General features: G+C 57.2%; 19 protein-coding genes. 9 read left to right on the top strand and 10 right to left on the bottom strand.

Annotation, left to right across the window (positions count from 1 at the left end):
• Positions 1 to 232 precede the first annotated feature (232 nt).
• The 3 genes from eda to ACVWZG_RS09105 are packed head-to-tail and all read left to right on the top strand — an operon-like array spanning position 233 to position 1992.
• Positions 233 to 946, top strand: a complete 714-nt coding sequence (gene eda, locus ACVWZG_RS09095; RefSeq protein WP_457406514.1) for a bifunctional 4-hydroxy-2-oxoglutarate aldolase/2-dehydro-3-deoxy-phosphogluconate aldolase — start codon at positions 233 to 235, stop codon at positions 944 to 946.
• Positions 947 to 971: 25 nt separating this feature from the next.
• Complete coding sequence (gene ybeY, locus ACVWZG_RS09100; protein ID WP_414343558.1) at positions 972 to 1463, top strand: rRNA maturation RNase YbeY; 492 nt, start codon at positions 972 to 974, stop codon at positions 1461 to 1463.
• The gene (locus tag ACVWZG_RS09105; RefSeq protein WP_414329599.1) at positions 1447 to 1992 is read left to right on the top strand and encodes a diacylglycerol kinase family protein; all 546 of its coding nucleotides are present in this window, start codon (positions 1447 to 1449) and stop codon (positions 1990 to 1992) included. Before ybeY ends, ACVWZG_RS09105 begins: the two co-directional genes overlap by 17 nt.
• 24 nt (positions 1993 to 2016) lie before the next feature.
• Here ACVWZG_RS09105 and thrB read toward each other — a convergent pair whose 3' ends face one another.
• Positions 2017 to 2943 carry a homoserine kinase gene (thrB, locus tag ACVWZG_RS09110; RefSeq protein WP_414329601.1) on the bottom strand — a complete coding sequence of 309 codons (927 nt, stop codon included), beginning with the start codon at positions 2941 to 2943 and terminating at the stop codon, positions 2017 to 2019.
• Between the two features lie 301 nt (positions 2944 to 3244).
• Here thrB and ACVWZG_RS09115 point away from each other — a divergent pair, with 301 nt between their 5' ends.
• Both ACVWZG_RS09115 and ACVWZG_RS09120 read left to right on the top strand, forming a co-directional pair.
• A complete protein-coding gene (locus ACVWZG_RS09115) occupies positions 3245 to 4480 on the top strand; it encodes an anion transporter (protein ID WP_457393910.1) in 1236 nt (411 codons plus the stop codon).
• Positions 4481 to 4564: 84 nt separating this feature from the next.
• Entirely contained in the window at positions 4565 to 5293 is a 729-nt protein-coding gene (locus ACVWZG_RS09120; RefSeq protein WP_011433499.1) for an SDR family oxidoreductase, read from the top strand.
• Between the two features lie 266 nt (positions 5294 to 5559).
• Here ACVWZG_RS09120 and ACVWZG_RS09125 read toward each other — a convergent pair whose 3' ends face one another.
• Positions 5560 to 6051, bottom strand: a complete 492-nt coding sequence (locus ACVWZG_RS09125; RefSeq protein WP_457393907.1) for a hypothetical protein — start codon at positions 6049 to 6051, stop codon at positions 5560 to 5562.
• A gap of 694 nt (positions 6052 to 6745) precedes the next feature.
• Between ACVWZG_RS09125 and ACVWZG_RS09130 the strand changes: the two genes are divergently transcribed.
• The 3 genes from ACVWZG_RS09130 to ACVWZG_RS09140 all read left to right on the top strand — a co-directional run bounded on the left by ACVWZG_RS09130 (position 6746) and on the right by ACVWZG_RS09140 (position 9807).
• Positions 6746 to 7882, top strand: coding sequence for a citrate synthase (locus tag ACVWZG_RS09130; RefSeq protein WP_011433503.1), 1137 nt, complete (start codon positions 6746 to 6748; stop codon positions 7880 to 7882).
• A gap of 67 nt (positions 7883 to 7949) precedes the next feature.
• On the top strand, positions 7950 to 9017 hold the full coding sequence (locus tag ACVWZG_RS09135; protein WP_414341727.1) for a permease: 1068 nt from the start codon (positions 7950 to 7952) through the stop codon (positions 9015 to 9017).
• A gap of 355 nt (positions 9018 to 9372) precedes the next feature.
• Positions 9373 to 9807 carry a DUF29 domain-containing protein gene (locus ACVWZG_RS09140; protein WP_457406511.1) on the top strand — a complete coding sequence of 145 codons (435 nt, stop codon included), beginning with the start codon at positions 9373 to 9375 and terminating at the stop codon, positions 9805 to 9807.
• 69 nt (positions 9808 to 9876) lie between these two features.
• On the opposite strand, the gene ACVWZG_RS09145 is transcribed toward ACVWZG_RS09140, so the two are convergent.
• The 8 genes from ACVWZG_RS09145 to purB form a co-directional block, all read right to left on the bottom strand.
• Positions 9877 to 11094 (bottom strand): RNA-guided endonuclease InsQ/TnpB family protein, encoded by a 1218-nt coding sequence (locus ACVWZG_RS09145; RefSeq protein ID WP_457415344.1) that lies wholly within the window; start codon positions 11092 to 11094, stop codon positions 9877 to 9879.
• Between the two features lie 191 nt (positions 11095 to 11285).
• Positions 11286 to 12653 carry an FAD-binding oxidoreductase gene (locus tag ACVWZG_RS09150; protein WP_457406505.1) on the bottom strand — a complete coding sequence of 456 codons (1368 nt, stop codon included), beginning with the start codon at positions 12651 to 12653 and terminating at the stop codon, positions 11286 to 11288.
• 112 nt (positions 12654 to 12765) lie between these two features.
• A complete protein-coding gene (gene pstB, locus ACVWZG_RS09155) occupies positions 12766 to 13563 on the bottom strand; it encodes a phosphate ABC transporter ATP-binding protein PstB (RefSeq protein ID WP_099883872.1) in 798 nt (265 codons plus the stop codon).
• Between the two features lie 70 nt (positions 13564 to 13633).
• The gene (pstA, locus tag ACVWZG_RS09160; RefSeq protein ID WP_414399765.1) at positions 13634 to 14527 is read right to left on the bottom strand and encodes a phosphate ABC transporter permease PstA; all 894 of its coding nucleotides are present in this window, start codon (positions 14525 to 14527) and stop codon (positions 13634 to 13636) included.
• Between the two features lie 38 nt (positions 14528 to 14565).
• Positions 14566 to 15549 carry a phosphate ABC transporter permease subunit PstC gene (pstC, locus tag ACVWZG_RS09165; protein ID WP_457393898.1) on the bottom strand — a complete coding sequence of 328 codons (984 nt, stop codon included), beginning with the start codon at positions 15547 to 15549 and terminating at the stop codon, positions 14566 to 14568.
• A gap of 147 nt (positions 15550 to 15696) precedes the next feature.
• Complete coding sequence (gene pstS, locus ACVWZG_RS09170; RefSeq protein WP_457393895.1) at positions 15697 to 16758, bottom strand: phosphate ABC transporter substrate-binding protein PstS; 1062 nt, start codon at positions 16756 to 16758, stop codon at positions 15697 to 15699.
• 508 nt (positions 16759 to 17266) lie between these two features.
• Positions 17267 to 18247: an aspartate carbamoyltransferase catalytic subunit gene (locus ACVWZG_RS09175; RefSeq protein WP_457406502.1), complete on the bottom strand. Its 981-nt coding sequence runs from the start codon at positions 18245 to 18247 to the stop codon at positions 17267 to 17269.
• Positions 18248 to 18256: 9 nt separating this feature from the next.
• Positions 18257 to 19552, bottom strand: coding sequence for an adenylosuccinate lyase (gene purB / locus ACVWZG_RS09180; RefSeq protein ID WP_457406500.1), 1296 nt, complete (start codon positions 19550 to 19552; stop codon positions 18257 to 18259).
• Between the two features lie 133 nt (positions 19553 to 19685).
• On the opposite strand from purB, the gene ACVWZG_RS09185 reads away from it, so the two are divergent.
• The gene (locus tag ACVWZG_RS09185; protein WP_011430559.1) at positions 19686 to 20267 is read left to right on the top strand and encodes a Uma2 family endonuclease; all 582 of its coding nucleotides are present in this window, start codon (positions 19686 to 19688) and stop codon (positions 20265 to 20267) included.
• Positions 20268 to 20420 lie beyond the last annotated feature (153 nt).

Here is a 20420-nt window from a genome sequence, read left to right on the forward strand (position 1 = left end):
AAAAGCAAACACTCCGGCAAAGGCCACGAACGCGCAAACAGTTGCCCCTATAAAACACCGGCTTTGCTTGTTCCTGAGTCATCTGCTAGGCTTTCCCTTGAAAGAAAAGACGTTTAGGCTTTATGATTTGTCATTATTTCATTGGCAGGCTGACTTTTTCGTTTTTGGATTGCAATTAAACTTAAGCTAAACCCAAGCAACTGCAAAACACTGAGCGGGTATTTTCCTACAAATGGCATTCGAGGATGCTGAGTGCAGTTTCAGAAAAGGGTCACAGCACCCCTGGTTACTCCATCTGTGGCAGCAGCCGCTGATCGCGGTGATCCGCCCCTGTGCCAGCCCAGCCCAGGCCCTAGAGGGATCCATGCTGGCCATCCGGGCCGGGATCCGCCACATTGAAATCACCACGCAAGTTCCCCAATACCTGGAGCTGATTGCCCAACTGCGGCAAGACCACCCGCAGTGTTGGATAGGGGTGGGCACTGTTCTCGATCGGCAGGTGGCGGAGCAGGCTTGGCAGGCAGGAGCCCAGTTTTGCGTTTGCCCCTTCACCGATGAGCAAGTCATCCGTTGGGGTCGGGAAGTAGGGCTGCCCATCGTGCCCGGTGCCCTCACCCCCAGCGAGATCTGGAGGGCGTGGCAGGCGGGGGCAACGGCAGTGAAGGTGTTTCCGGTGGAGAGCATGGGGGGATCCCGCTACCTGCGCCATCTACAATCGGTGCTGGGATCCCTGCCGTTGATCCCCACAGGGGGAGTCACCTTGGCCGGGGCAGCGGAATACCTGCAAGCAGGGGCCTGGGCGGTCGGCGTTGCCGGAGATCTGTTCCCGCCAGAGGATTTGCATTCGGGCTGCCATGAGCTGGAGAATCGACTACGACAGGCGCTGAAACAGCTGGCAGAGCAAAGAAGCAAAACCTGGCCCAATCTGGGCAAACCAGTAGAATAAGGGGCGTGGTGTGAGTGAGGCCCGCATGGATGGATTTTTAGATCTCTATCTGCAATTCAACATCCCAAGCCCGATTGAAGAAGCCACTTGGCGTCATTGGTTCGAGATCTGGCTGAAAGAGCTGGGAGTCCAGGAGCCATGCGAGCTCAGCCTTTGCCTCACTTCCGATGAACACATCCGCCAGCTCAACCGCGAGTTTCGCCATCTCGACGAGCCCACCGATGTGTTGGCCTTTGCCGCGCAGGAGATGTTTGCCCCCTTTGAGATCCAAGACGTAACGGGGGTACGCCTGCTGGGGGATATTGTGATTTCGGTGCCCACCGCCCGCGCACAGGCCAAAGCGCAGGGGCATCGTCTTTCGCAAGAGTTGGCCTGGTTGGCCAGCCACGGGTTGCTCCATCTGCTGGGGTGGGATCACCCGGATGAACTGTCCCTACAGCGCATGTTGCAGCAACAGCGACAGTTGCTCGCAGCCATCCAACTGGATGGGGAGGTGGCCCATGGCCAACAGCCCTAGTCGGTTGCCGGAGCGTTCTCGCCTGGCGGTGTTCCGGCGGCGCGTCCATTCCAGAGACCCAGCGCAGCCATCTGAGGCGGATCGGGCAGCCAGTGCCGAGCCTTTGGGAAGGGATCCCTGGCGACGCCCCCCCTCTTGGCAAGTGGCCGACAACTTGGGCAAAAGTTTCTACTACGCGGGCAAGGGCTTGGTCTATGCCATCCGCACCCAGCGCAACTTGCGCATTCACATGGTGATGGCGGTGATGGCCTTTGGCCTTGGGCTGGGCCTGCAGCTGAGCGCCCTGGAAATGGCCGTGATTAGCCTAACCAGCGGTTTGGTGATGGCGCTGGAGCTGGTGAATACCGCTCTGGAAGCAGTGGTGGATCTCACCCTGGGCAGCAAGTACCATCTCCTGGCCGAGATCGCCAAAGATTGCGCGGCGGCAGCGGTGTTGATGGCGGCAGTGGCGTCCTTGATGGTGGCGGCTTGGCTATTTCTTCCGCCCTTGGTGTTGCTGCTGCAAGATGGCTTCCCGGCAGCAGGGTAGCTCCCCGACTGGAGAGGGAGTTTCCTATCCAGACGGCTGGGAGTGGATCACCACCCGTCCTCCCTGCCGGTCCAGGTTGAGCAGTTTGGCCTCCGCTTCAATATCCAACTGCGCCCAAGCGCTGACCATCGCGGATCCCACCCGTTCCCGATTCTCGGGAGCACAGAGGGCCAGAAGAGTGGGGCCGGCTCCGCTGATCACCACCCCATAGGCTCCGGCAGCCATGGCTGCAGCTTGAACCGTTTTGAACCCGGTGATCAGCTCCATACGCGCCGGCTGGTGCAGCCGATCCTGCAGGGCCACCTTCAGCCAGTCCACCCGCCCCGACTGCAAGCTGCGAATGAGCAGGCCCAGATGGCTGCTGGAAAAAACCGCATCCGCCAAGCTGACGGATTTGGGCAGGATCTCGCGGGCCGCTTGGGTGGAAAGCTTAAAGTTGGGCACTACGGCCAGGATGCCAATGCTCTCATGCCACTCCACGGGACAAAACACCCATTGCCCCTGCTGTCCCTGCACACAAAGCTGACAACTGCCCTGCAGGGCGGGCACCACATTGTCTGGGTGGCCCTCCAAGGCAATAGCCAGTTGTAGAAGGGTTTCGGGAGCTAAGTTGAGTGCTCCAATGGCATTGGCCCCCAGTAAGCCGCCGACAATGGCGGTGGCAGAACTGCCCAACCCCCGCGCCAGGGGCACGTTGAGGGTAATTTCGATTTCTACCCCCGGCACAGGCTTACTCAGCAACTCAAAGGCGCGGCAAAAAGCCCGGTACACCAGGTTGTCCTTGCTTTGGCTGATGTGGTCGCTGCCGCGGTAGTGGATGCTGAGGCCGGAAGGGATCTCGCGAAAATGGAAGTGATTGTAGAGCTCTAGGGCTGCACCGATGCAGTCGAACCCTGGCCCCAAGTTGGCGGTGGTGGCCGGGACGATGACCTCTACGCGTTCTTTGACCAAGGGGACAACTCCTCAGTGAACGGTGGGTAACTCAATGTCTGCGGGCTCCCATTATCCTACGAACGATGGCCAGACCTTGGATATTCTCGCCACCTCTGCTCGGTCTGCAGCTCGCCGAGGCAAACGCGCTGATCCAGCGGAGCTTTTGGACTATCCCGAAAGGTTTCTGACCATGATTGGTTCTTGTGACTTAATTTGTGACTTATTGAGTATCGGGAATGTTGGGCCTGTTTCAACTCCAGCCTTTGCCATTGGCTGAACCCATCAGGGATCCTGAAAGAAGTGCGGGAGGGATCGGGGGGTGCAGGGGCTGTCTTGGTTGGTGTTGGGTTTGAGCTATGTCGGGTTGGGACTGGGATCCCTGCCTAGGTTGCGTATGAACCGGGCCACCATCGCCCTGGTGGGATCCGCCCTGTTGATTGGCTTGGGGACCTTGTCGCTACGGCAGGCTTGGGAAGCCATTGACCCGACCACGATTGTGTTTCTCCTGAGCATGATGGTGGTAAATGCCAGCTTGTCCTATGGGGGGGCTTTTCAGTTGGCTTTGCTGGGCTTGATTCGGGTGAGCCGCAGCCCCTTTGGTCTGTTGATCATGCTGGTGTTCGGCAGCGGGCTGCTCTCGGCTTTCCTGCTCAACGACACGCTGGCGCTGGTGTTTACTCCCCTGACTTTGCAGGTCACAACGGTGCTGGGGTTAAACCCGATTCCCTATCTGCTGGGCTTGGCGGCAGCCACCAACCTGGGATCCGTCGCCACCCTGAGCGGCAACCCGCAGAATATCCTGATCGGCTCCTTCTCTGGGATCGGCTATCTGGAGTTTGCTGCCCAGATGACCCCCATTGCCGTGGTGGGGCTGCTGCTGGAAGTGGGGTTGCTGTGGCTGTACTACCCTGAGGTGCGCTCGTTGAAACCCTTTGCTCGGGTGCCTTGGCTGCCGCTGCGGCTCTACCCGCCCCTGTTGCGCAAGAGCGTGGTGATTACGGGGGGGCTGTTTGTGGCCTTTGTAGCCGGACTTCCCTTGGCAGAATCGGCTTTGGTGGCGGCGGCCCTGTTGTTGATTACCCGTAGGCTGAAGCCAGAGCGATTTTTGGGGCAGGTGGACTGGAATCTGCTGGTGATGTTTTCCGGGCTATTTATCCTGACGCGGGCAACGGGAGAGCTGGTAACTGCTTGGGGGATGAGCTTGGGATCCTTGGCAGAGAGTCTGGCGGGATCCCCTCTTGCCCTGCTGAGTAGTGTGGCCGTTTTGTCCAACATCATCTCCAATGTGCCGGCGGTGCTGTTGCTGCAATCGTTCCTGCCTCGGCAGGAGACCACTGCTTGGCTGTTGCTGGCTGCCGGCTCCACTTTGGCGGGCAATTTGACTCTATTTGGGGCGGTGGCCAATCTGATCACGGTTGAGGCAGCGGCCAAAAAAGGCTACGTGCTCTCGTTTGGGGAACATCTGCGCTTTGGCCTGCCCCTCACTCTGCTGACTTTGGGGTTCAGTGGGTTGTGGCTGTGCCAGCCCTTTCTGTCTTCCCCATCGCTCAGATGACCTCTGTCGAGGGATCCAGTGGGGCTGTGACTGGCTTGTCGGGATCCCTGTGTATGATGGGAAAAAGAGTTTAAGAAACGTAACGTGTCTTCTCCGCTATCGCAGGCAGTTATTTTGATCACAGGGGCAACAGGTGGTATCGGCAGCGTCCTGGTGCCCATGCTGGCTCAGGCCGGATCCCATCTGGTGTTGGCCGCTCGGCGAGAAGAGCCCCTGCGAGCTCTGGTGGAGAAATCAGCCTCTTTGGGGGCTGCCTCTGGATTGGGGATCCCCACTGATGTGACGGACTATGCCCAGGTAGAGGCACTGGTCAACCAAACGGTGCAAAAGCATGGGCGCATTGACGTGCTGATTAACCTGGCCGGGGCCGGGATCCTGAAGCCTGCTCCCCAGCTAACCCCCGCAGACCTGGAGCGAATGCTGGCGGTCAACCTGAAGGGCAGCTTCTACACCAGCCAACTGGCTGCCAACCCCATGCGGGAGCAAAAATCCGGCCACATCCTCAATTTTCCCGGCGTCCTTGGACGTTATCCCATGGCGATGGCCTCTGCTTACTGTGCGGCCAAGTTTGGGGTGGTCGGGTTTAGCAAGTGCATGGCCGATGAGCTGAAGCGCTTTGGGGTCAGATTTACGCTGTTTTACTTCGGGGGCATCGACTCACCCTTCTGGGATCCCATCAGCCTGAAGGTGCAACGAGACAAGATGCTCAGCCCTGCCACGGCTGCGGAAGCCATCTGCTTTGCCCTTACAGCGCCCGCTGGTGCTGTACCGAGCGAGATAGTGTTGCAGCCGGAAAGCCACCAATTCCTTTGACCAAGTGTTTTGCCGTCCTTTTGCTGGGGTTGAGGCGGCAGCAGCTTGTCTTTTGGTGAAACAAGCGCTCGAGTTTCTCTCTTGGGCTCCCCCCGTCTCAATTATGAGCTTTCTCCAGCAACAGCCCATGGGATCCCATTCCCTTAACCAGCCAAACCTGACCGCTGCGTACCTGCTCCAGAAGGGTAGAGGGATCCCGAAGCCTAGCCCAGAGTGGCGGTTCAACCTGCTTTCCAGGGCACGTCTGACCCGTACAACCCAGTGAGTCAGAGCCGTTGATGGGTGTGGGGGTGCTGTTTGATGTTGTCGGCATCCTTCACCTCCACAACCGCGTTGAGGATCCGTCGGGGATCAACGCTGTGATTGAGCTTAAACACCCCCCGCTCTGGAGTGCAGGTTTGGTGCAGGGGGATATGGCGAAACTGGGGCTTGCTGCGATAGGTGCGGGCCGCTGCCTGCACCCGTTCCACGAAGTCTTCTCCCAACAACACCCCTGGCGGGAAAACCTCGGCAGGCAAAGTTGGGATCCCGTTGTTCACGATCTCGGCGTAGGTTGTGGCGTAGAGGAGAACATAGGAAGTGCTGCGGCGTTCTTGGGCCAGGCAGTCCAAATCGGCAGCAGGCACCGGCTCGGCCACCAAAACCTCTACCAGGCGACCTTCCTGATCCTGCTGGAAGCAAGTGGCCACTCCCAGCACCACGTACTCCGGTCCTTGCACTGGGCTGGAGCCAAGGTGAGTTTGAGCAGTATCGGACATCGATGCCGATCTCCAAGCGGGGGAGCGAACTTTCACGGCTCCGGCAGGCGCCAAGATCCCTCAAGCCGGGCGCAGTTCTCACCATAGCAACAATTTTTGCGTCGGGCAGCGGGAGCTGTTGCAAGATAGAAGGCAGATCCCAGCCCAGCTCTCTGTAAAGGATGGCAAGGGCGGCACTTGGCTGCAGGGATCCAAACTTTGCTTTACCCAAAAACTGGGCCCTCAAGGCTCACGGCTCGCTGACGCAGTCGCGACAGCTTGCGGAGCAGTAGGGAGCGGCTTTGTGCTATGCTGCCGGCAGCGGCAGGGTAGTCAACCGCTGCAGAAGCCCAACGGTTTAACGACTGGGTCAAACCCAAACAAATAATAAATAAATAGTTTTGTAATAGTTTTTTGTTGTCTGCAACAACACCCTAGGGCAGGGGGAAGCCGCCTTGAAAAAGAAAACCACTGGGGAGACAAGCGCCGCTGTCGTAGAGGGGAAACCTTCTTGCGAAAGCGAGACGGAGTCCTTTACGGTAAGTGCTGTCACGGAACCAGTAACTGGAATCCTCGCCCTCTAGAGCAGGGAGCATGTCAATGGGGCAAAGCGGGGTCAGTGCTGCCCAAGAGGAACAAGGGGTTGGGTTCCAGGCACCTTTGGCAACCCTTGATTCATCATTATCTAGGAAATACTTGCTCTAAGGATCCGACCATGGCGGATGGCGAATACAGACCAGGCTTGGAAGGCGTTCCGGCCACACGCTCCAACATTAGTTTTGTGGATGGCCAGGCGGGGATCCTGGAATATCGGGGCATCCCCATCGAGGAATTGACCGCCCACAGTACCTTTCTGGAGACAGCCTACTTGCTGATCTTTGGAAAGCTGCCGACCCAATCGGAGCTGGACAACTTTGATCAGGCAATCCGCAGTCATCGACGGGTGAAATACCGCATCCGCGACATGATCAAGTCGTTTCCAGAGTCGGGCCACCCGATGGATGCTCTGCAAACCTGTGTGGCGGGCTTGGGGCTGTTTTACCCGCTGCGGGAGATGGATCCCGACTATGTATTCGGCACCGTCACCCGCTTGCTCTCCAAGCTGCCGACCATGGTGGCCATGTTCCACCAGATGCGACAGGGCAATGATCCCATTCCCCCGGACGACAACCTGGATCATGCTGCCAATTTCCTATACATGCTCTCGGGCAAGAAGCCGGATCCCTGGTTGGCCCGCATTTTTGACATCTGCCTGATCCTGCACGCCGAGCACACGGTCAATGCCTCTACGTTTGCCCTTCTGGTGAGCGCTTCCACGCTGGCTAACCCTTACAGCAGCCTGGCCACGGCGGTGGGTACCCTTTCGGGGCTGTTGCACGGGGGTGCCAACCAACAGGTGATGATGCTGCTGCGGCAAATTGGCTCGGTGGAAAATGTGCGCTCGTTTATCGAGGAGAAACTGGCCAAAAAACAGCGCATCATGGGCATGGGGCACCGAGTCTACAAGGTGAAGGATCCGCGGGCCACTATCCTGCAGCGGCTGGCCGAAGAGCTATTTGAGCGCTACGGCCACGACAAGTACTACGACATTGCCCTGGAGGTGGAGCGGGTGTGTGAGGAGTTGCTAGGGCCGAAGGGGATCTACCCGAATGTGGACTTCTACTCAGGGTTGGTCTACGCCAAGCTGGGGATCCCAGAAGATTTGTTTACACCGGTGTTTGCCATTGCCCGAGCGGCGGGTTGGCTGGCCCATTGGCGGGAGCAGTTGTCCGATAATCGGCTTTTCCGACCCACCCAGGTGTACACAGGTGAACGCCAGCAACGCTACATCCCTATAGAAGAGCGGGGTTGAGAGCCGTTTGACAGGGCGCTGGGCCGAGATCCAAACTCAGTAAGGCCCAAATTGTGCGTGAGGCGGTGTGTTGAGCCTTTTAGACTCTCCCCTTTGGCGAGACGGGTTCACCCTGTTTCTGAGCCTTGTGGTGCAGGCCATGCCATTTCTGCTGCTAGGGGTGTTTCTGTCGGGGCTGCTGGCGGTGTTTGTGGAGGGATCCCAGTTGGCCCGTTTCCTGCCCAAAGGCAAAATCGGCAGCGCGGTGGCCGGTGGCGCTTTAGGATTCTTTTTCCCGGTGTGCGAGTGCGGCAACCTGCCGGTGGCCCGTCAACTGGTGATCAAAGGGATCCCACCCCACGTGGCGGTGGCCTTTCTGTTGGCGGCGCCGGTGTTTAACCCAGTGGTGATCTTTTCCACTTGGATTGCCTTTCGCTCCATGCCGGAGCTGGTGATCTACCGAGTTCTCTTTTCCTTCGGCATTGCGGTTGTCGTCGGCTTGATCTTCAGCCTGCAAAAGGATTTCCAGCCTCTGTTGCAGCCGTCAGTCTGGCGGGAGCTGCAGCGCAATTGCTCCCAAGAAGCTGATCCGAAGAACATCTCCCGCTCGCCGTTGTTGCAGGGGGGCACCTTCTGGATTGGATCCCAGAGCCCTGCTCAAGGGGCCTCTGGCGGATCCCTGGCCACTTTACAAACGGCTGAAGATGTGTATCGCTCTGCTCTGGCCGCTGCGCCTTCTCCCTCCAGGGGACAAAAAGGAGTTCTCCTGCTGCAGACCTGGGCCAGGGAGATCCGCGAATTGGGATCCGTGCTCATCTTGGGCTCGGCGATGGCGGCCCTGATTCAAACGGTGATCCCGCGTTCGTTTGTGCTGGATTATGGCCAAGATGCATTGCTCTCAATCCTGATCATGATGGCCCTGGCCGGGATCATCTCCATCTGCTCGACGGTGGATGCCTTTTTCGCCCTCTCCTTTGCCGCCACCTTCACGCCGGGATCCCTGTTGGCTTTTATGGTGTTTGGGCCGATAGTAGACTTGAAAGCCATAGGCTTGATGCTCACTCTGTTCAAGCCCCGCGCCATTTTCTACTTCGTGATCTTGGTCTTTCAGCTTACTCTGGTGGGAGCTTTAGCCATCAACTACTATGGCAGTTAAAGCGTTTGTTTGAACCTTTCTCCACAGGGACACCCTCTCCATCCACTCTCCGTCAAATATTCGTCAAATATAGTTGCTTCAGTTTAGGGTAAGACGCCTGGGCTCCTGATCGCGCCAGCGGGACGGAGTCCTTGAAAAGCCTTCCGGCTCGGTGCACTTTAAGTGTGGGTGCAGTGTCCTGCTTTAAATCGAAATGACCATAGAAAGAGTTGCCTGGATAAGGTTTGTCACCAGAGGACTCTGCTCCCAGACGGTTGAGAACTCAGGTGTTACAGGTTTTATTGTAGTAAACTCAAGAAGGACGTAGTCTGGATTTCATAATTATCGCGACCCTATTTTTCAGCAGGACAAAGCTGTGAGCAATCTATACTCGGCAGACTTTAACTTGTGGATTGACCGAACAACCCGGCTATTGCGGGAAAGGCGCTGGCATGAAATTGACCTAACACACTTAATTGAAGAGGTTGAGAATTTGGGTAAGAGCGAACGACGAGGGATTGCCAGTCAATTAACTCGCCTTCTGCTGCATCTACTCAAGTGGCAATATCAACCTCAGCGCCGTTCAGATAGCTGGCTAGATTCCATTACAGATGCGCGAACCCAAATCGGATTGGCCATAGAAGATAGCCCTAGCCTAAAAGGTTATCTGGTAGAGCAACTTGAAGAGAGTTATCAACGGGCGCGCCGCCAAGCAGCCAGGCAAACGGGGATAGAAATCTCGACATTTCCAGATGTCTGTCCCTACTCTCCAGAGTTGGTGCTTGCAGAGGACTGGCTGCCGGAAGTTTGACAGTCCACACCACAAAGCATTTAACGGTGGACAGCATTCCCACAGTAGTAAACTACCCGGCTCCGACCGCTAAGCGGTACGGAGCGGGCTTTCAGTAGCCCTGAGCCTGCTCTGCTCTACCAGAGAACAAAACAGGCCCGAACCTCTAGGCTGGTTTACGGCAGCCCCCAAGAGCGCAATTACGTTTGCACCATTCAAGTCCGCATCTCCTTCCCATCCACAGTGCCCACACTTGAACGACTTGCCACTGCGATAGGATTGCGCAGGGTCGGGATGGATGTGCAAACACCGGTGACAGGTCTGCAACGTGTAGGCAGGCGGCACAAGAACCAGAGAAACCCCTGCAACTCTCGCCTTGTATTCCAGAAACTGGCGTAGCTGGTAGAACGCCCAACTGTTGGCCCTGCGCCTTTCGGTTTTGCTGCGGGGTTGTTGATTGACTCTTTCCCGGATCCCTGTCAGGTCTTCCAGAGCGATAGCGCTGTTGGTAGCTTTTGCCCTGGAGACAATAGCTTTGGAGATGCGATGATTGACCCACGTTTTTGCTACGCAACGCTGACGCGACTGAAAGCGTCTTTCCTTGCCAGACAGCCGTTGCAGCAGTTGACGGCATCTGCGCCGCGAACTGCGTGTGCCCTTACTGGCTTTGCGTTGGAGTGCCGCCCTCAGCTTGGAGTAGTGGTCGCGGACTCTGTTCAACTGCTGTCCATTCCAGTTGTCCCCGTCTGACGTATGGGCAATATCTGTCCTTCCAAAGTCCACCCCGATCACCTTGTCGGTATCTTGTTGCTTGGGTGGTTTTTTCTCTACGCAAATCTGGATGTAGTAGGAGCCATCTTTGCGCTTGACCAGGGTGGCAGATTTGGGGTTGGAACCAGCCAGCATCCCACGCTGGTAGTTGCCAATGGCCAGTTCAAAGCGTTCTCTCCCTTCCACCGTGGTGAGCGACACCGTCCAGTCTTTTTGACGGAACGAAAAGATACGGGCGTCGTAGGTAACAAAGCCGCTCTCAAACTCCTTGACGGGACGCTTTTTCTGCTTAGCCACTTTGCGGGAACCCGCTACCCGTCTGCACACCTGTTGAGCCAAGTTACTGGACAAGCCAAACCGGGCTCGAATCTCGTAGTAGCAAAGGGATTGCAGCTTGACCGCGTTGACGATCTTCTCCTGCGTGTTCTGGTTGACCCAGTTCAATGCCTGTACAAAGGCATCCATCGTCGCGTCCAATTTGGCGGCTTGCGACGGGGACACCTTGAGCTTACAGGATATGGTCAGGACTTGGCTCATAAGTTCATTGTACTTCATCAAAGCGCATTCCTCCCGACACCGACCCTACGGGTACAGTGCGGGGCTCCTGCGATTTCTAGCTGACTGTAGAGCTTTGGACTGGTGTTGTCCTGCCCAGACAATCCATCAGGGATTAAACATGGGCAATACAGATAGACCAAGGCCAATTGCTGTGCTACTGTTGCTATTCCTCAAGCAGAGGCGCGCTCCTGCCAGGTGCGCATCTTGCCCGGATTGAGCAGGCCATAGGGATCCACTTCTTCTTTAAAACGAATCTGGCGCGGATCCATCACTTTGCGCCCGCCGTCTTCGATGATGAAAGTGTGGGGGTTGGCAATAAATACTCCCTGCTCTTCGTGGTAGCGCATGATCTCGTTTAGACGCTCTTCGGTGGTAAAGCGGACAATTTGCAGGCCGACAGGGGTAGCTTGCCCGTTGATGCGAATCCACTCCAGGTGCATCAGCACTTCGTCGCCAAAATACTCGTACATGTGCTGCACCAGCTTCAGCTCCCGATCGGCGGGAAAAGCCGATTGTAAATAAGTCAGGCTGGGATCCACGCTGCGGCAGTGCAAAGTGGTGTGGTTCCAAGAAAATTCCCCCAGCGAGATCCCCTTGCTGGCCTCCTGGGCCGTTTTGTTGTAAACCACTTGGCCCCCATGTTCCCGGACAAGCTCCAACAGCGGCTCCAGGCTGCATTCGGCCACCATCAACAGGGCCACAGCGGATCCTTCTGGCAAATGACCCCGCAGCGGTGCAAAGTAGCTGGGGATCGGCCAAGCGTGCAGGCTGATCATCTTCTTGATGATCCCATCCGCATCGCCCAGGGCCTGGCCAAAATGGGCACAGGGCATAAAGCCCACTTCAGGGGGAAAGGCCACCACCAGCTCTGCCCAAGGGTAAGCAGGCGCCAGCGGAATCTCCACCTCGGTGATGATCCCATTCAGGCCCCAGGCATGGCTCACTTGGAACACCTCGTCTCCCCGCAGCTCCAGCACCCGCGGCTCTTCCTCCAGGGTGACCACCCGCAAACCCAAGATGTTGCCGCGATCCCGCAGTTGGCCGTAGGTCACAGAGCCAATGCCGCCGCTGCCGCCGGCAATGAACCCCCCGATGGTGGCCGTGCGATAGGTGGAAGGAGCCATGCGGATCTCCCAGCCCATCTCCCGGGTGTGTTTGTCGATGGCCATCAACTTGGCCCCCGCCTGCACCCGCGCCAAGCCCGGCTTTGCCCAAAGCACCTGGTTGAGCTTGCCCATGTCCAGGATCACACCCCCGGCCAGCGGGATACATTGGCCGTAATTACCGGTACCGGCACCGCGCACCGTAACCGGGATCCGCAGCCTGGCACAGGCCGCTGCCACCCGCATCACCTCGGCCTCATCGGCGGGGCGCACCACCAAATCTCCCCGCTTGTCGCTCAGTTGTCGGCTCAGCACGGGGCTGTAGTGGTAAAAATCCAACGACAACTTGGCCACCTGAGCCGGATCAGTGATGATCTCAATACCCTCTAAGTCAGAACGCAAAGCCTGCAGCTTGTCAGGAGCGGCAACGATCATAGGTATCCGTATTTGGGTGCAACGGTTCTTCAGACTCCATCATCGGCAGAAATTGCCTGCAAAAGGGTTTGCCGAGAACAGTATGGGAAGGATCCCTGTCCGGCCAGGTCGATTAGCCGAAGCGGCCCTCCACATAATCTCTTGTGGCTTGCTTGGTGGGGCTGTTGAAGATGACTTCAGTTCTGTCAAATTCAATCAGCTCGCCCACACGGTTGGATCCCACCAGCTCCACGCTGAAGAAAGCCGTCATATCCGAGACGCGGCTGGCCTGCTGCATGTTGTGGGTGACAATGATGATGGTATATTCCTCCTCCAGCTCCTTCATCAGCTCCTCAATGCGGCGGGTGGAAATGGGATCCAACGCCGAACAGGGCTCATCCATCAAAATCACATCCGGCTGTACCGCTAGAGCGCGGGCAATACACAGGCGCTGCTGCTGCCCTCCCGACAGCGACTGACCATTTTCTTTCAACTTGTCTTTGACTTCATCCCAGAGGGCAGCCCGTTTCAGCGAGGTTTCCACCACCTCGTCCAAGTCTACCTTCATCCCCAGCACCCGCGGGCCGTAGGCCACGTTGTCGTAAATGCTTTTGGGGAAGGGATTGGGCTTTTGGAAGACCATGCCGATACGCCGCCGCACCGCCACCGGATCGACCTCTTTGGCGTAGAGATCCTTGCCGTGGTAGGTGAGCTTGCCCTCTACACGAGCACCGGGGATCAAATCGTTGGTGCGGTTGAAGCAACGTAGGATCGTGCTTTTGCCACAGCCGGAAGGGCCGATAAACGCAGTAATCTGTCGGGCTGGGATGTCCAGAGTAACATTTTTTACCGCCAGATTGGAGCCATAGTAGACATTCAGGTTCTCGGTCCTGAAAACGTAAGAGGTCTGGTTAAGAGATTGAGTTTGCATGGCAGCACTCACAAAAAGAGCTAGAGTTCGACGAAGAGTTCGATTCAAGACTTTGTTGAGAATCCTCAGGCTATTTCCTGGTCTTGTACACCAAAAAGCGAGCGGTCAAGCTGGCCGCCAAAACAATGGCTAACAAAACCAAAGCGCCCGCCCAAGCCAGCTCCTGCTGCACCCTGTAGGGAATGATGGAGAAAAAGTAGACCATCACCGGCAAGGTAGCCACCGGGCCAAAGAGATCAGTAGACCAGAAATTGTTGTTGAAGGCGGTAAAGAGCAGAGGTGCAGCCTCGCCTGCCGCTCGGGCCAAAGCCAGGATTAGCCCGGTTACGATGGCCGGTGCCGCTGCCGGCAAAACAACGCGCATTGTGGTCTGAAAGCGATTTGAGCCCAGGCCAAGGGAAGCCAAGCGCATGTCGGGCGAAACCAGCAGCAACGCCTCCTCGGTGGAGCGGATGACAATCGGCAGCATCAGCACGCCAAAAGCCACCCCTCCCGAGAAAGCCGAAAAGCCGGATCCCCTCACCACCACAGCATAGGCAAACAGGCCGCAGAGAATGGCCGGTACCCCCGTGAGCACATTGCAGGAAAACTTAACCAGATAAGCCAAGCGGGTGCCGCGACCGAATTCAGACAAGTACACTGCCGCCAAGATGCCGAAGGGAAAGCTCAAAGCCGCCCCCGTAGCCAGCACCATTAAATTGCCGACAATTGCGTGACCAAAGCCCCCTTCCGCCAGGCCAGGGGCAGGGTAGCGGGTCTGGGTGAGGACATCCCAATTTATCCGCTGGATGCCTTCCTTGCCCACATCCCACAGCACCCAAGATAGGGAAGCTATGATCACCGCCACAAAGAGGCCACTCAGCAGGGTTAGGACAATGCCTGTGTAATTGCGGACAGGGGCAATGGCGGCACGAGTAATGTCGATGTCAACCTTCTCAGGGGCAAGCTGTGCTGAGTCGGACATGATAACAGTGCTCCTTCATCTTCTTTCTGCTTCCCAAGTTACTGCTCCAAGTTTTGAAACTTGCGGATGATGATCTCGGCAACAATGTTGACCAATAACGTCAGCACCATCAGCACCACGCCGGCATACATGAGAGCCGAAACCTGCAAGCGTCCTGCCTCGCCAAACTGAGAGGCAATCAAGCCAGTAATGGTGGATCCCGGCTGCATTAGGGAGATATTGATGCGGTTGGCGTTGCCGGAAAGCATGGCCGCTACCATGGTCTCTCCCAGGGCCCGCCCCAGCGCCAGCATGATCGAGCTGACAATGCCCGACAGGCCGGCAGGGATCATCACCGTTAAGAGGGTCTCCCAGCGGGTTGCCCCCAGAGCCAAAGCGCCCTCTTTTAGGCTGCGTGGCAGAGATTCAAGGGTACTGCGGGTAATGGAGATGATGATGGGAGAGATCATGATCCCCAGCACCATAGCCACTATCAACAAGCTGGGCCCCCGCGGAGCCGGGCCACCCAAGAAAGGGATCCAACCCAGCGTCTGGTTAATGGCTCGAAAGATGGGCCGCACTGCTGGAATCAGCACAAAGATCCCCCACAGCCCCAGCACCACACTGGGAGTGGCCACGATCAGCTCAATGGCAAAGCTAATCGGCTCCGTTACCCACTTGGGGGCAAAACCTTCCGTCAGGAAGATGGCAGTGCCAATGCCCAGAGGGATGGCAAAAATCAAAGCCACCAGAGAGGTCACCAAACTGCCATAAATCTGTGGTAGCACCCCGTAGATGTTTTCCACCGGGTTCCAGCGGGCAGTAACCAGGAAGCCCAAGCCAAACTGCTGAATCGCCGGCAGAGCCGCTTCGGTGGTTTGAAGAATCACCCAGATGAGGATAATGCCGGCAAACCCTGCCAAGGCCAGCGTCAGGCGGACAAAGCCCACATCAACAGCCCGAGACAGGCTCGCCTTTTTCTCAATGTCAACATCGATATCCGGGTTTGGTGGTGAACCATAACCCGTAGCCGCTGAAGTCATAGCCTCTCTCCCATGATCATCTTCGGTTCAAAACTTTCCTAAAAATCCCACCGTGCAAGGTAAGCCCAGCAGCCGACCGAGAAAGCCTCATCTGCCTCCTCAGCCGGCCACCAGCTCCACTCTAGTGGAGTTCAGGCTGCAACCCAGTCATCGCACCGCCTTGGGGTTAACGGTGATGGCATCCAGCTCTGCAAAGATCCGCTGGATAGCCGCCTCAGGCATAGGGATGTAGTCCAGCTCCTTGGTGATGGCTTGACCCTCTGGCCCCTGGGTCCACTTCAGAGCCTCCACCAGCTTGGTCAGCTTCTGCTGATCGGGATACTCGCGGTACAGCATCACCCAGAACAAGCCCACGATTGGGTAGTCATTTGGCCCTTCAGGGTCGGGCACCAACAGCGCAAAGTTATCAGGAATGGGAGCATTCAGCGCCGAGGTAGCTGCCTCAGTCGAGAACTCAACAATGTTGCCCGCTTTGTTTTCCATGCGAGCAGTGGTCATCTTTTCCAGCTTGGCATAGGACTGGTTCACGTAGCCAATTGCCCCTGGCTCCTGCTTGATGGTGGCGGCTACGCCCTCATTCCCTTGGGCTCCAATGCCAACAGGCCACTCGACAGAAGTACCAGCACCGGCTGTCCAATTAGGGCAGACAGTTCTGATGTGGTTGGTGAACACAAAGGTAGTCCCAGAACCATCAGAGCGGTGTACCCAGGTGATGTCCAGGGGTGGCAGCTTGTTTGCTATACGTGGGTTCTCGGCCTTGATGCGAATGTCGTCCCAGCGAGTGATCTCGCCGGTCACGATGCCGCAGTAGGTTTTCCGCTTCAGGATGAGCTCTCCGTCTTCAATGCCGGGCAGGTTATAGGCAAACTCGATGGCCCCTCCCGCCAGAGGCAACTGTAGGGGATCATAGCCGTATTTAGCTCGGAAGCTTTCCAGGCGAGCACCGGAGAAAGGCGCCTCGGAAGCGCCGAAGTCCACAGTGCCATTGATCACCTGCTCTAGGCCAGCACCACTACCGACAGACTGATAGCTGACTTGCACAGTGGGGTCTACGGTGCGGTTGTAGGCGTCAAACCAACGTTGCAGCAAAGGAGCCGCAAAGGTCGCGCCCGCCCCGGAGATTTGCACGGTTTGGGCTTGAGCCGAGGTCGCTGTTAGAAATCCTACTGTTAGAGCGGTGAGGGAGAAAGCAGAAAGCAGGGTTCGCATAGGTAATATCTGTGGCAAATCAACATCTTCAACCCTATAACCTCAAAGTTAACGGAGGGATATCTAAAGGTTAACTTTGGGTTAAGTCAAGAGAAAAATCGATATTTTTGAGTGTGCTGGCTCGTTTCCAAACCTCGATTTTCCATCTGGTGGTTTTGGCCAGTTTGGATTTCAGCAAAATCAGGATCCTGGAGCCCAGGATCCGCGAAAAGGCTTATACTGCTGAACTTCTATCTCATTTGACAACCAATCAAACGGACACAACTTGAATAAGAGCTAAGCTTAGACGGCTGCAAAAAAACTCGATCCAGATCCAAGATGTGTAAAATTTGAGACAAAGATGTTGCTCACCTCTCGGCAAGCTTGGACATGATTTCAGCAGGGCGGGAAAAGCCCCGCCCAGAGATTCTTTCGGCTTTTGGCAGAGAGAATTGGTTAGAAGATAGACTCCAACCTTCTAGACGTGGGGCAGCTCTACATGTTCCCCGAGCAGAGAAAGATCTGGGCTCTAAGCTGGGATCCGCCCGCCCCCCATGAGGTACAGCAGGGCCATGCGCACCGCCACGCCGTGGGTGACCTGCTGCTCAATCAGGTTCAAGCCGGGATCCTCCATCACCTCGGAGCTGAGTTCCACACCGCGATTGACCGGGCCGGGGTGCAGAAGCTTGACATCCGGGTGGCACAGGCGCAGCCGCTGCCGCGTGAGGCCGAAGAAGTGATGGTACTCCTGCAAGCTGGGGAGAAGGAACTCGCCCATGCGCTCCTGCTGCAGGCGTAGGGTGATAACAAAACGCGACCCTTCGAGGGCAGGCTCTAGCTGCCAATGGACAGGGAGCGTATGGCCGGGTACAAACTGGGCAAAATCCTTGGGCAACAGGGTGGGAGGGCCGGCTAAGTGAACCTCAGCTCCGGCAGCCACCAAGGCATAGATATCGGAGCGGGCCACCCGCGAGTGGAGAATATCGCCGACAATGGCAATTTTGATCCCTTGCAGCAACTCCAGACGGGGACGCCGGGGATCCAGATGGCTGCAGAGGGTAAACAAGTCCAGCAAACCTTGGGTGGGATGTTCGTGCAGGCCATCCCCAGCATTGAGAACGCCCACAGGGGATCCACGGCGGTCGATCTCGGCAGCTAATTGTTGGGGCACTCCTGCCTGGGCATGGCGAACGATTAAGAGATCGGATCCCATGGCCAGAAAGGTGCGGGCCGTATCCAAGAGCGTCTCCCCTTTGCTCAAGGAAGAGGTGCCTGGGGAAAAGTTGAGCACATCGGCCGAAAGGCGCTTGGCCGCCAGCTCAAAACTGGTACGGGTGCGGGTGGAAGGCTCGAAGAACAGCGTCACCACCACCTTCCCCTGCAAGGTGGGCACCTTGGGCAACCGCCGCGTCAACACCTCCTGGAAACTGGCGCTGGTCTGCAAAACCATCTGGTATTCTTCGGGAGTAAAATCCGCCAAGCCCAAGACGTGCTGCCGCTGCCAAACCATAGGGGATCCTCAAATGCCCAGGCGGGCAAAGATCTCGTCCAAATGGGTTAGGTGGCGCTGGGGATCAAAGCAGTCCTGCAGTTCTGCCTCGCTCAGGTGGGCCATCACTCGGGGATCCGCCAGCAGATTGGCGCGAAAGTCCCCCTGCGGCTGGTTCCAGGCGCGGTGAGCATTTTCCTGCACCAGGCGGTAAGCTTCCTCGCGGCTAAGGCCCTTCTCCACCAAGGCTAGAAGCACCTGCTGGCTGAAGATGACGCCGCCGTAGAGGTTGAGATTGCGCTCCATGTTGCGAGCGTGAACCTGCAGCTGGCCCACCAGCTCCGCCATGTTGACCAACAGATAGTGGCAGAGGATGGAGGCATCCGGCAGGATGACCCGCTCTACGGAGCTGTGGGAGATGTCCCGCTCATGCCAAAGGGGAATGTTTTCTAGGGCCGAGACGGCATACCCGCGCAGGAGACGGGCCAGCCCCGTCAGTTGTTCCGCCTTGATGGGGTTGCGCTTGTGGGGCATAGCAGAGGATCCCTTTTGGCCGGGGGCAAAGTACTCCTCAGCCTCCAGTACCTCTGTTCGCTGCAGGTGGCGGATTTCAGTAGCAAAGCGCTCTAGGGAAGAGCCAATCAGAGCCAAGGTTTGCACGTATTCAGCGTGGCGATCCCGCGAGATTACCTGTGTCGAGGCTGTATCGGGCTTCAGGCCCAGGCGAGCGCAGGCCAACTGCTCCACCTGGGGAGGCACGTTGGCGTAGGTGCCCACGGCGCCAGAGATCTTGCCCACCGCCACCACTTCCCGCAGGCGAGCTAGGCGCTCTTGGTGGCGCAGGCACTCGGCCAGCCACCCTGCCAGCTTAAAGCCAAAGGTAATCGGCTCGGCGTGAACACCGTGGGTGCGGCCGATCATGAGGGTGTAGCGGTGCTGCCGAGCTTGGTCGCGGATAGCAGCGATGAGGTCGGCCAGGCGAGCTTGCAAGATCTCCACCGAGGCCACAAGCTGCACGGCCAGAGCGGTATCCAACACGTCCGAGCTGGTCAGGCCCAGGTGGATGTAGCGCCCTGCCTCGCCCACGTGCTCGTTGAGGTTGGTTAGGAAGGCAATAACATCGTGCTTCACTTCCGCCTCAATTTCCAAAACCCGCGCCGGGTCAAAGGCGGCTTTGGCTCTGATCTCCTGCAGGGCTTCTTGCGGGATCCGCCCCAGCTCCGCTTGCGCTTCACAGACAGCCAGCTCCACCTGCAGCCAGGTCTGGAGCTTGTGGGCAGTGGACCAAATCTGGCCCATTTCGGGCAGAGTGTAGCGCTCGATCAAGGTGCCTTTTCCGTCGGTACAGTAGGATGAGCTAGGCTATTTTAGCCTTTGGCGTCCCCCCTCGAGGAAAAGCCGCTGGGGGATCCCTGCGGGCTTGGCTTGCGGTGTCGAAGGAGCAGCAAGGAGTTTGCAGATGACCGTCGGAGCTGTGCCAACTCAGGGAAAAAGAGCTTGGACAGCCGAAGAATTCATGGCGTTGTCCAGGGAGGGACATCGCTACGAGATTGTTGATGGGAAGCCAATTGATATGGGAAGCGCGGGGGCACTCCATGGTTATGTCTGCAGCCTCCTATTGGCAGCTTTGACCCCCTACGTTTTGTCCAACAAGCTGGGGATCGTTTTAGATTCCAGCACTGCTTTTAAGATGAAGAGTGGAAATTGGCGCTCCCCTGACATCTCTTTTTTTGCTAAAGAACGCTTGCAGGGCATGGCTGAACTGCCCACAGGATTTTTGGAAGGCGCTCCAGATCTGGCTGTTGAAGTGCTTTCCCCCCGCAATACGGTTGAAGAAATTCATGACAAGCTGGTGGAGTACTTTGAAAATGGCAGCCGCCTGGTTTGGCTGGTTCACCCCAGCGAGCACTACGTCCTGGTGTATCGCAGCTCTCAAGAGCCTGACCGCCTCCTGAAATCGGTTGATCTTCTAGAAGGTGAAGAGGTTATTCCAGGATTTGCCCTGCCGGTGGCTCATCTATTCCAGAAGCTTTCCTTGTAACATCCCCCCGCCCTCACTCTAGCCAATAGAGCTTGGGCCTCCCAACCTTGCCATTGGGCATTCCTGCCCCGCGTCACAGAACGACTTGGCAGAGGAGTCGGTATCTCGACCCTGACTTTCCCGCCAGAGCGCGGAACTTGTAGCTCCCCGCAC

It is taken from the genome of Thermostichus sp. OS-CIW-33 (assembly GCF_054059615.1).

What these genes read in the sequence shown, in the direction of transcription:
- eda (WP_457406514.1), top strand. Translation starts at nt 233, where the DNA reads ATGGCATTCGAGGATGCTGAGTGCAGTTTCAGAAAAGGGTCACAGCAC.
- ybeY (WP_414343558.1), top strand. Translation starts at nt 972, where the DNA reads ATGGATGGATTTTTAGATCTCTATCTGCAATTCAACATCCCAAGCCCG.
- ACVWZG_RS09105 (WP_414329599.1), top strand. Translation starts at nt 1,447, where the DNA reads ATGGCCAACAGCCCTAGTCGGTTGCCGGAGCGTTCTCGCCTGGCGGTG.
- ACVWZG_RS09125 (WP_457393907.1), bottom strand. Translation starts at nt 6,051, where the DNA reads ATGTCCGATACTGCTCAAACTCACCTTGGCTCCAGCCCAGTGCAAGGA.
- ACVWZG_RS09130 (WP_011433503.1), top strand. Translation starts at nt 6,746, where the DNA reads ATGGCGGATGGCGAATACAGACCAGGCTTGGAAGGCGTTCCGGCCACA.
- ACVWZG_RS09145 (WP_457415344.1), bottom strand. Translation starts at nt 11,094, where the DNA reads ATGAGCCAAGTCCTGACCATATCCTGTAAGCTCAAGGTGTCCCCGTCG.
- ACVWZG_RS09150 (WP_457406505.1), bottom strand. Translation starts at nt 12,653, where the DNA reads ATGATCGTTGCCGCTCCTGACAAGCTGCAGGCTTTGCGTTCTGACTTA.
- pstB (WP_099883872.1), bottom strand. Translation starts at nt 13,563, where the DNA reads ATGCAAACTCAATCTCTTAACCAGACCTCTTACGTTTTCAGGACCGAG.
- pstA (WP_414399765.1), bottom strand. Translation starts at nt 14,527, where the DNA reads ATGTCCGACTCAGCACAGCTTGCCCCTGAGAAGGTTGACATCGACATT.
- pstC (WP_457393898.1), bottom strand. Translation starts at nt 15,549, where the DNA reads ATGACTTCAGCGGCTACGGGTTATGGTTCACCACCAAACCCGGATATC.
- pstS (WP_457393895.1), bottom strand. Translation starts at nt 16,758, where the DNA reads ATGCGAACCCTGCTTTCTGCTTTCTCCCTCACCGCTCTAACAGTAGGA.
- ACVWZG_RS09175 (WP_457406502.1), bottom strand. Translation starts at nt 18,247, where the DNA reads ATGGTTTGGCAGCGGCAGCACGTCTTGGGCTTGGCGGATTTTACTCCC.
- ACVWZG_RS09185 (WP_011430559.1), top strand. Translation starts at nt 19,686, where the DNA reads ATGACCGTCGGAGCTGTGCCAACTCAGGGAAAAAGAGCTTGGACAGCC.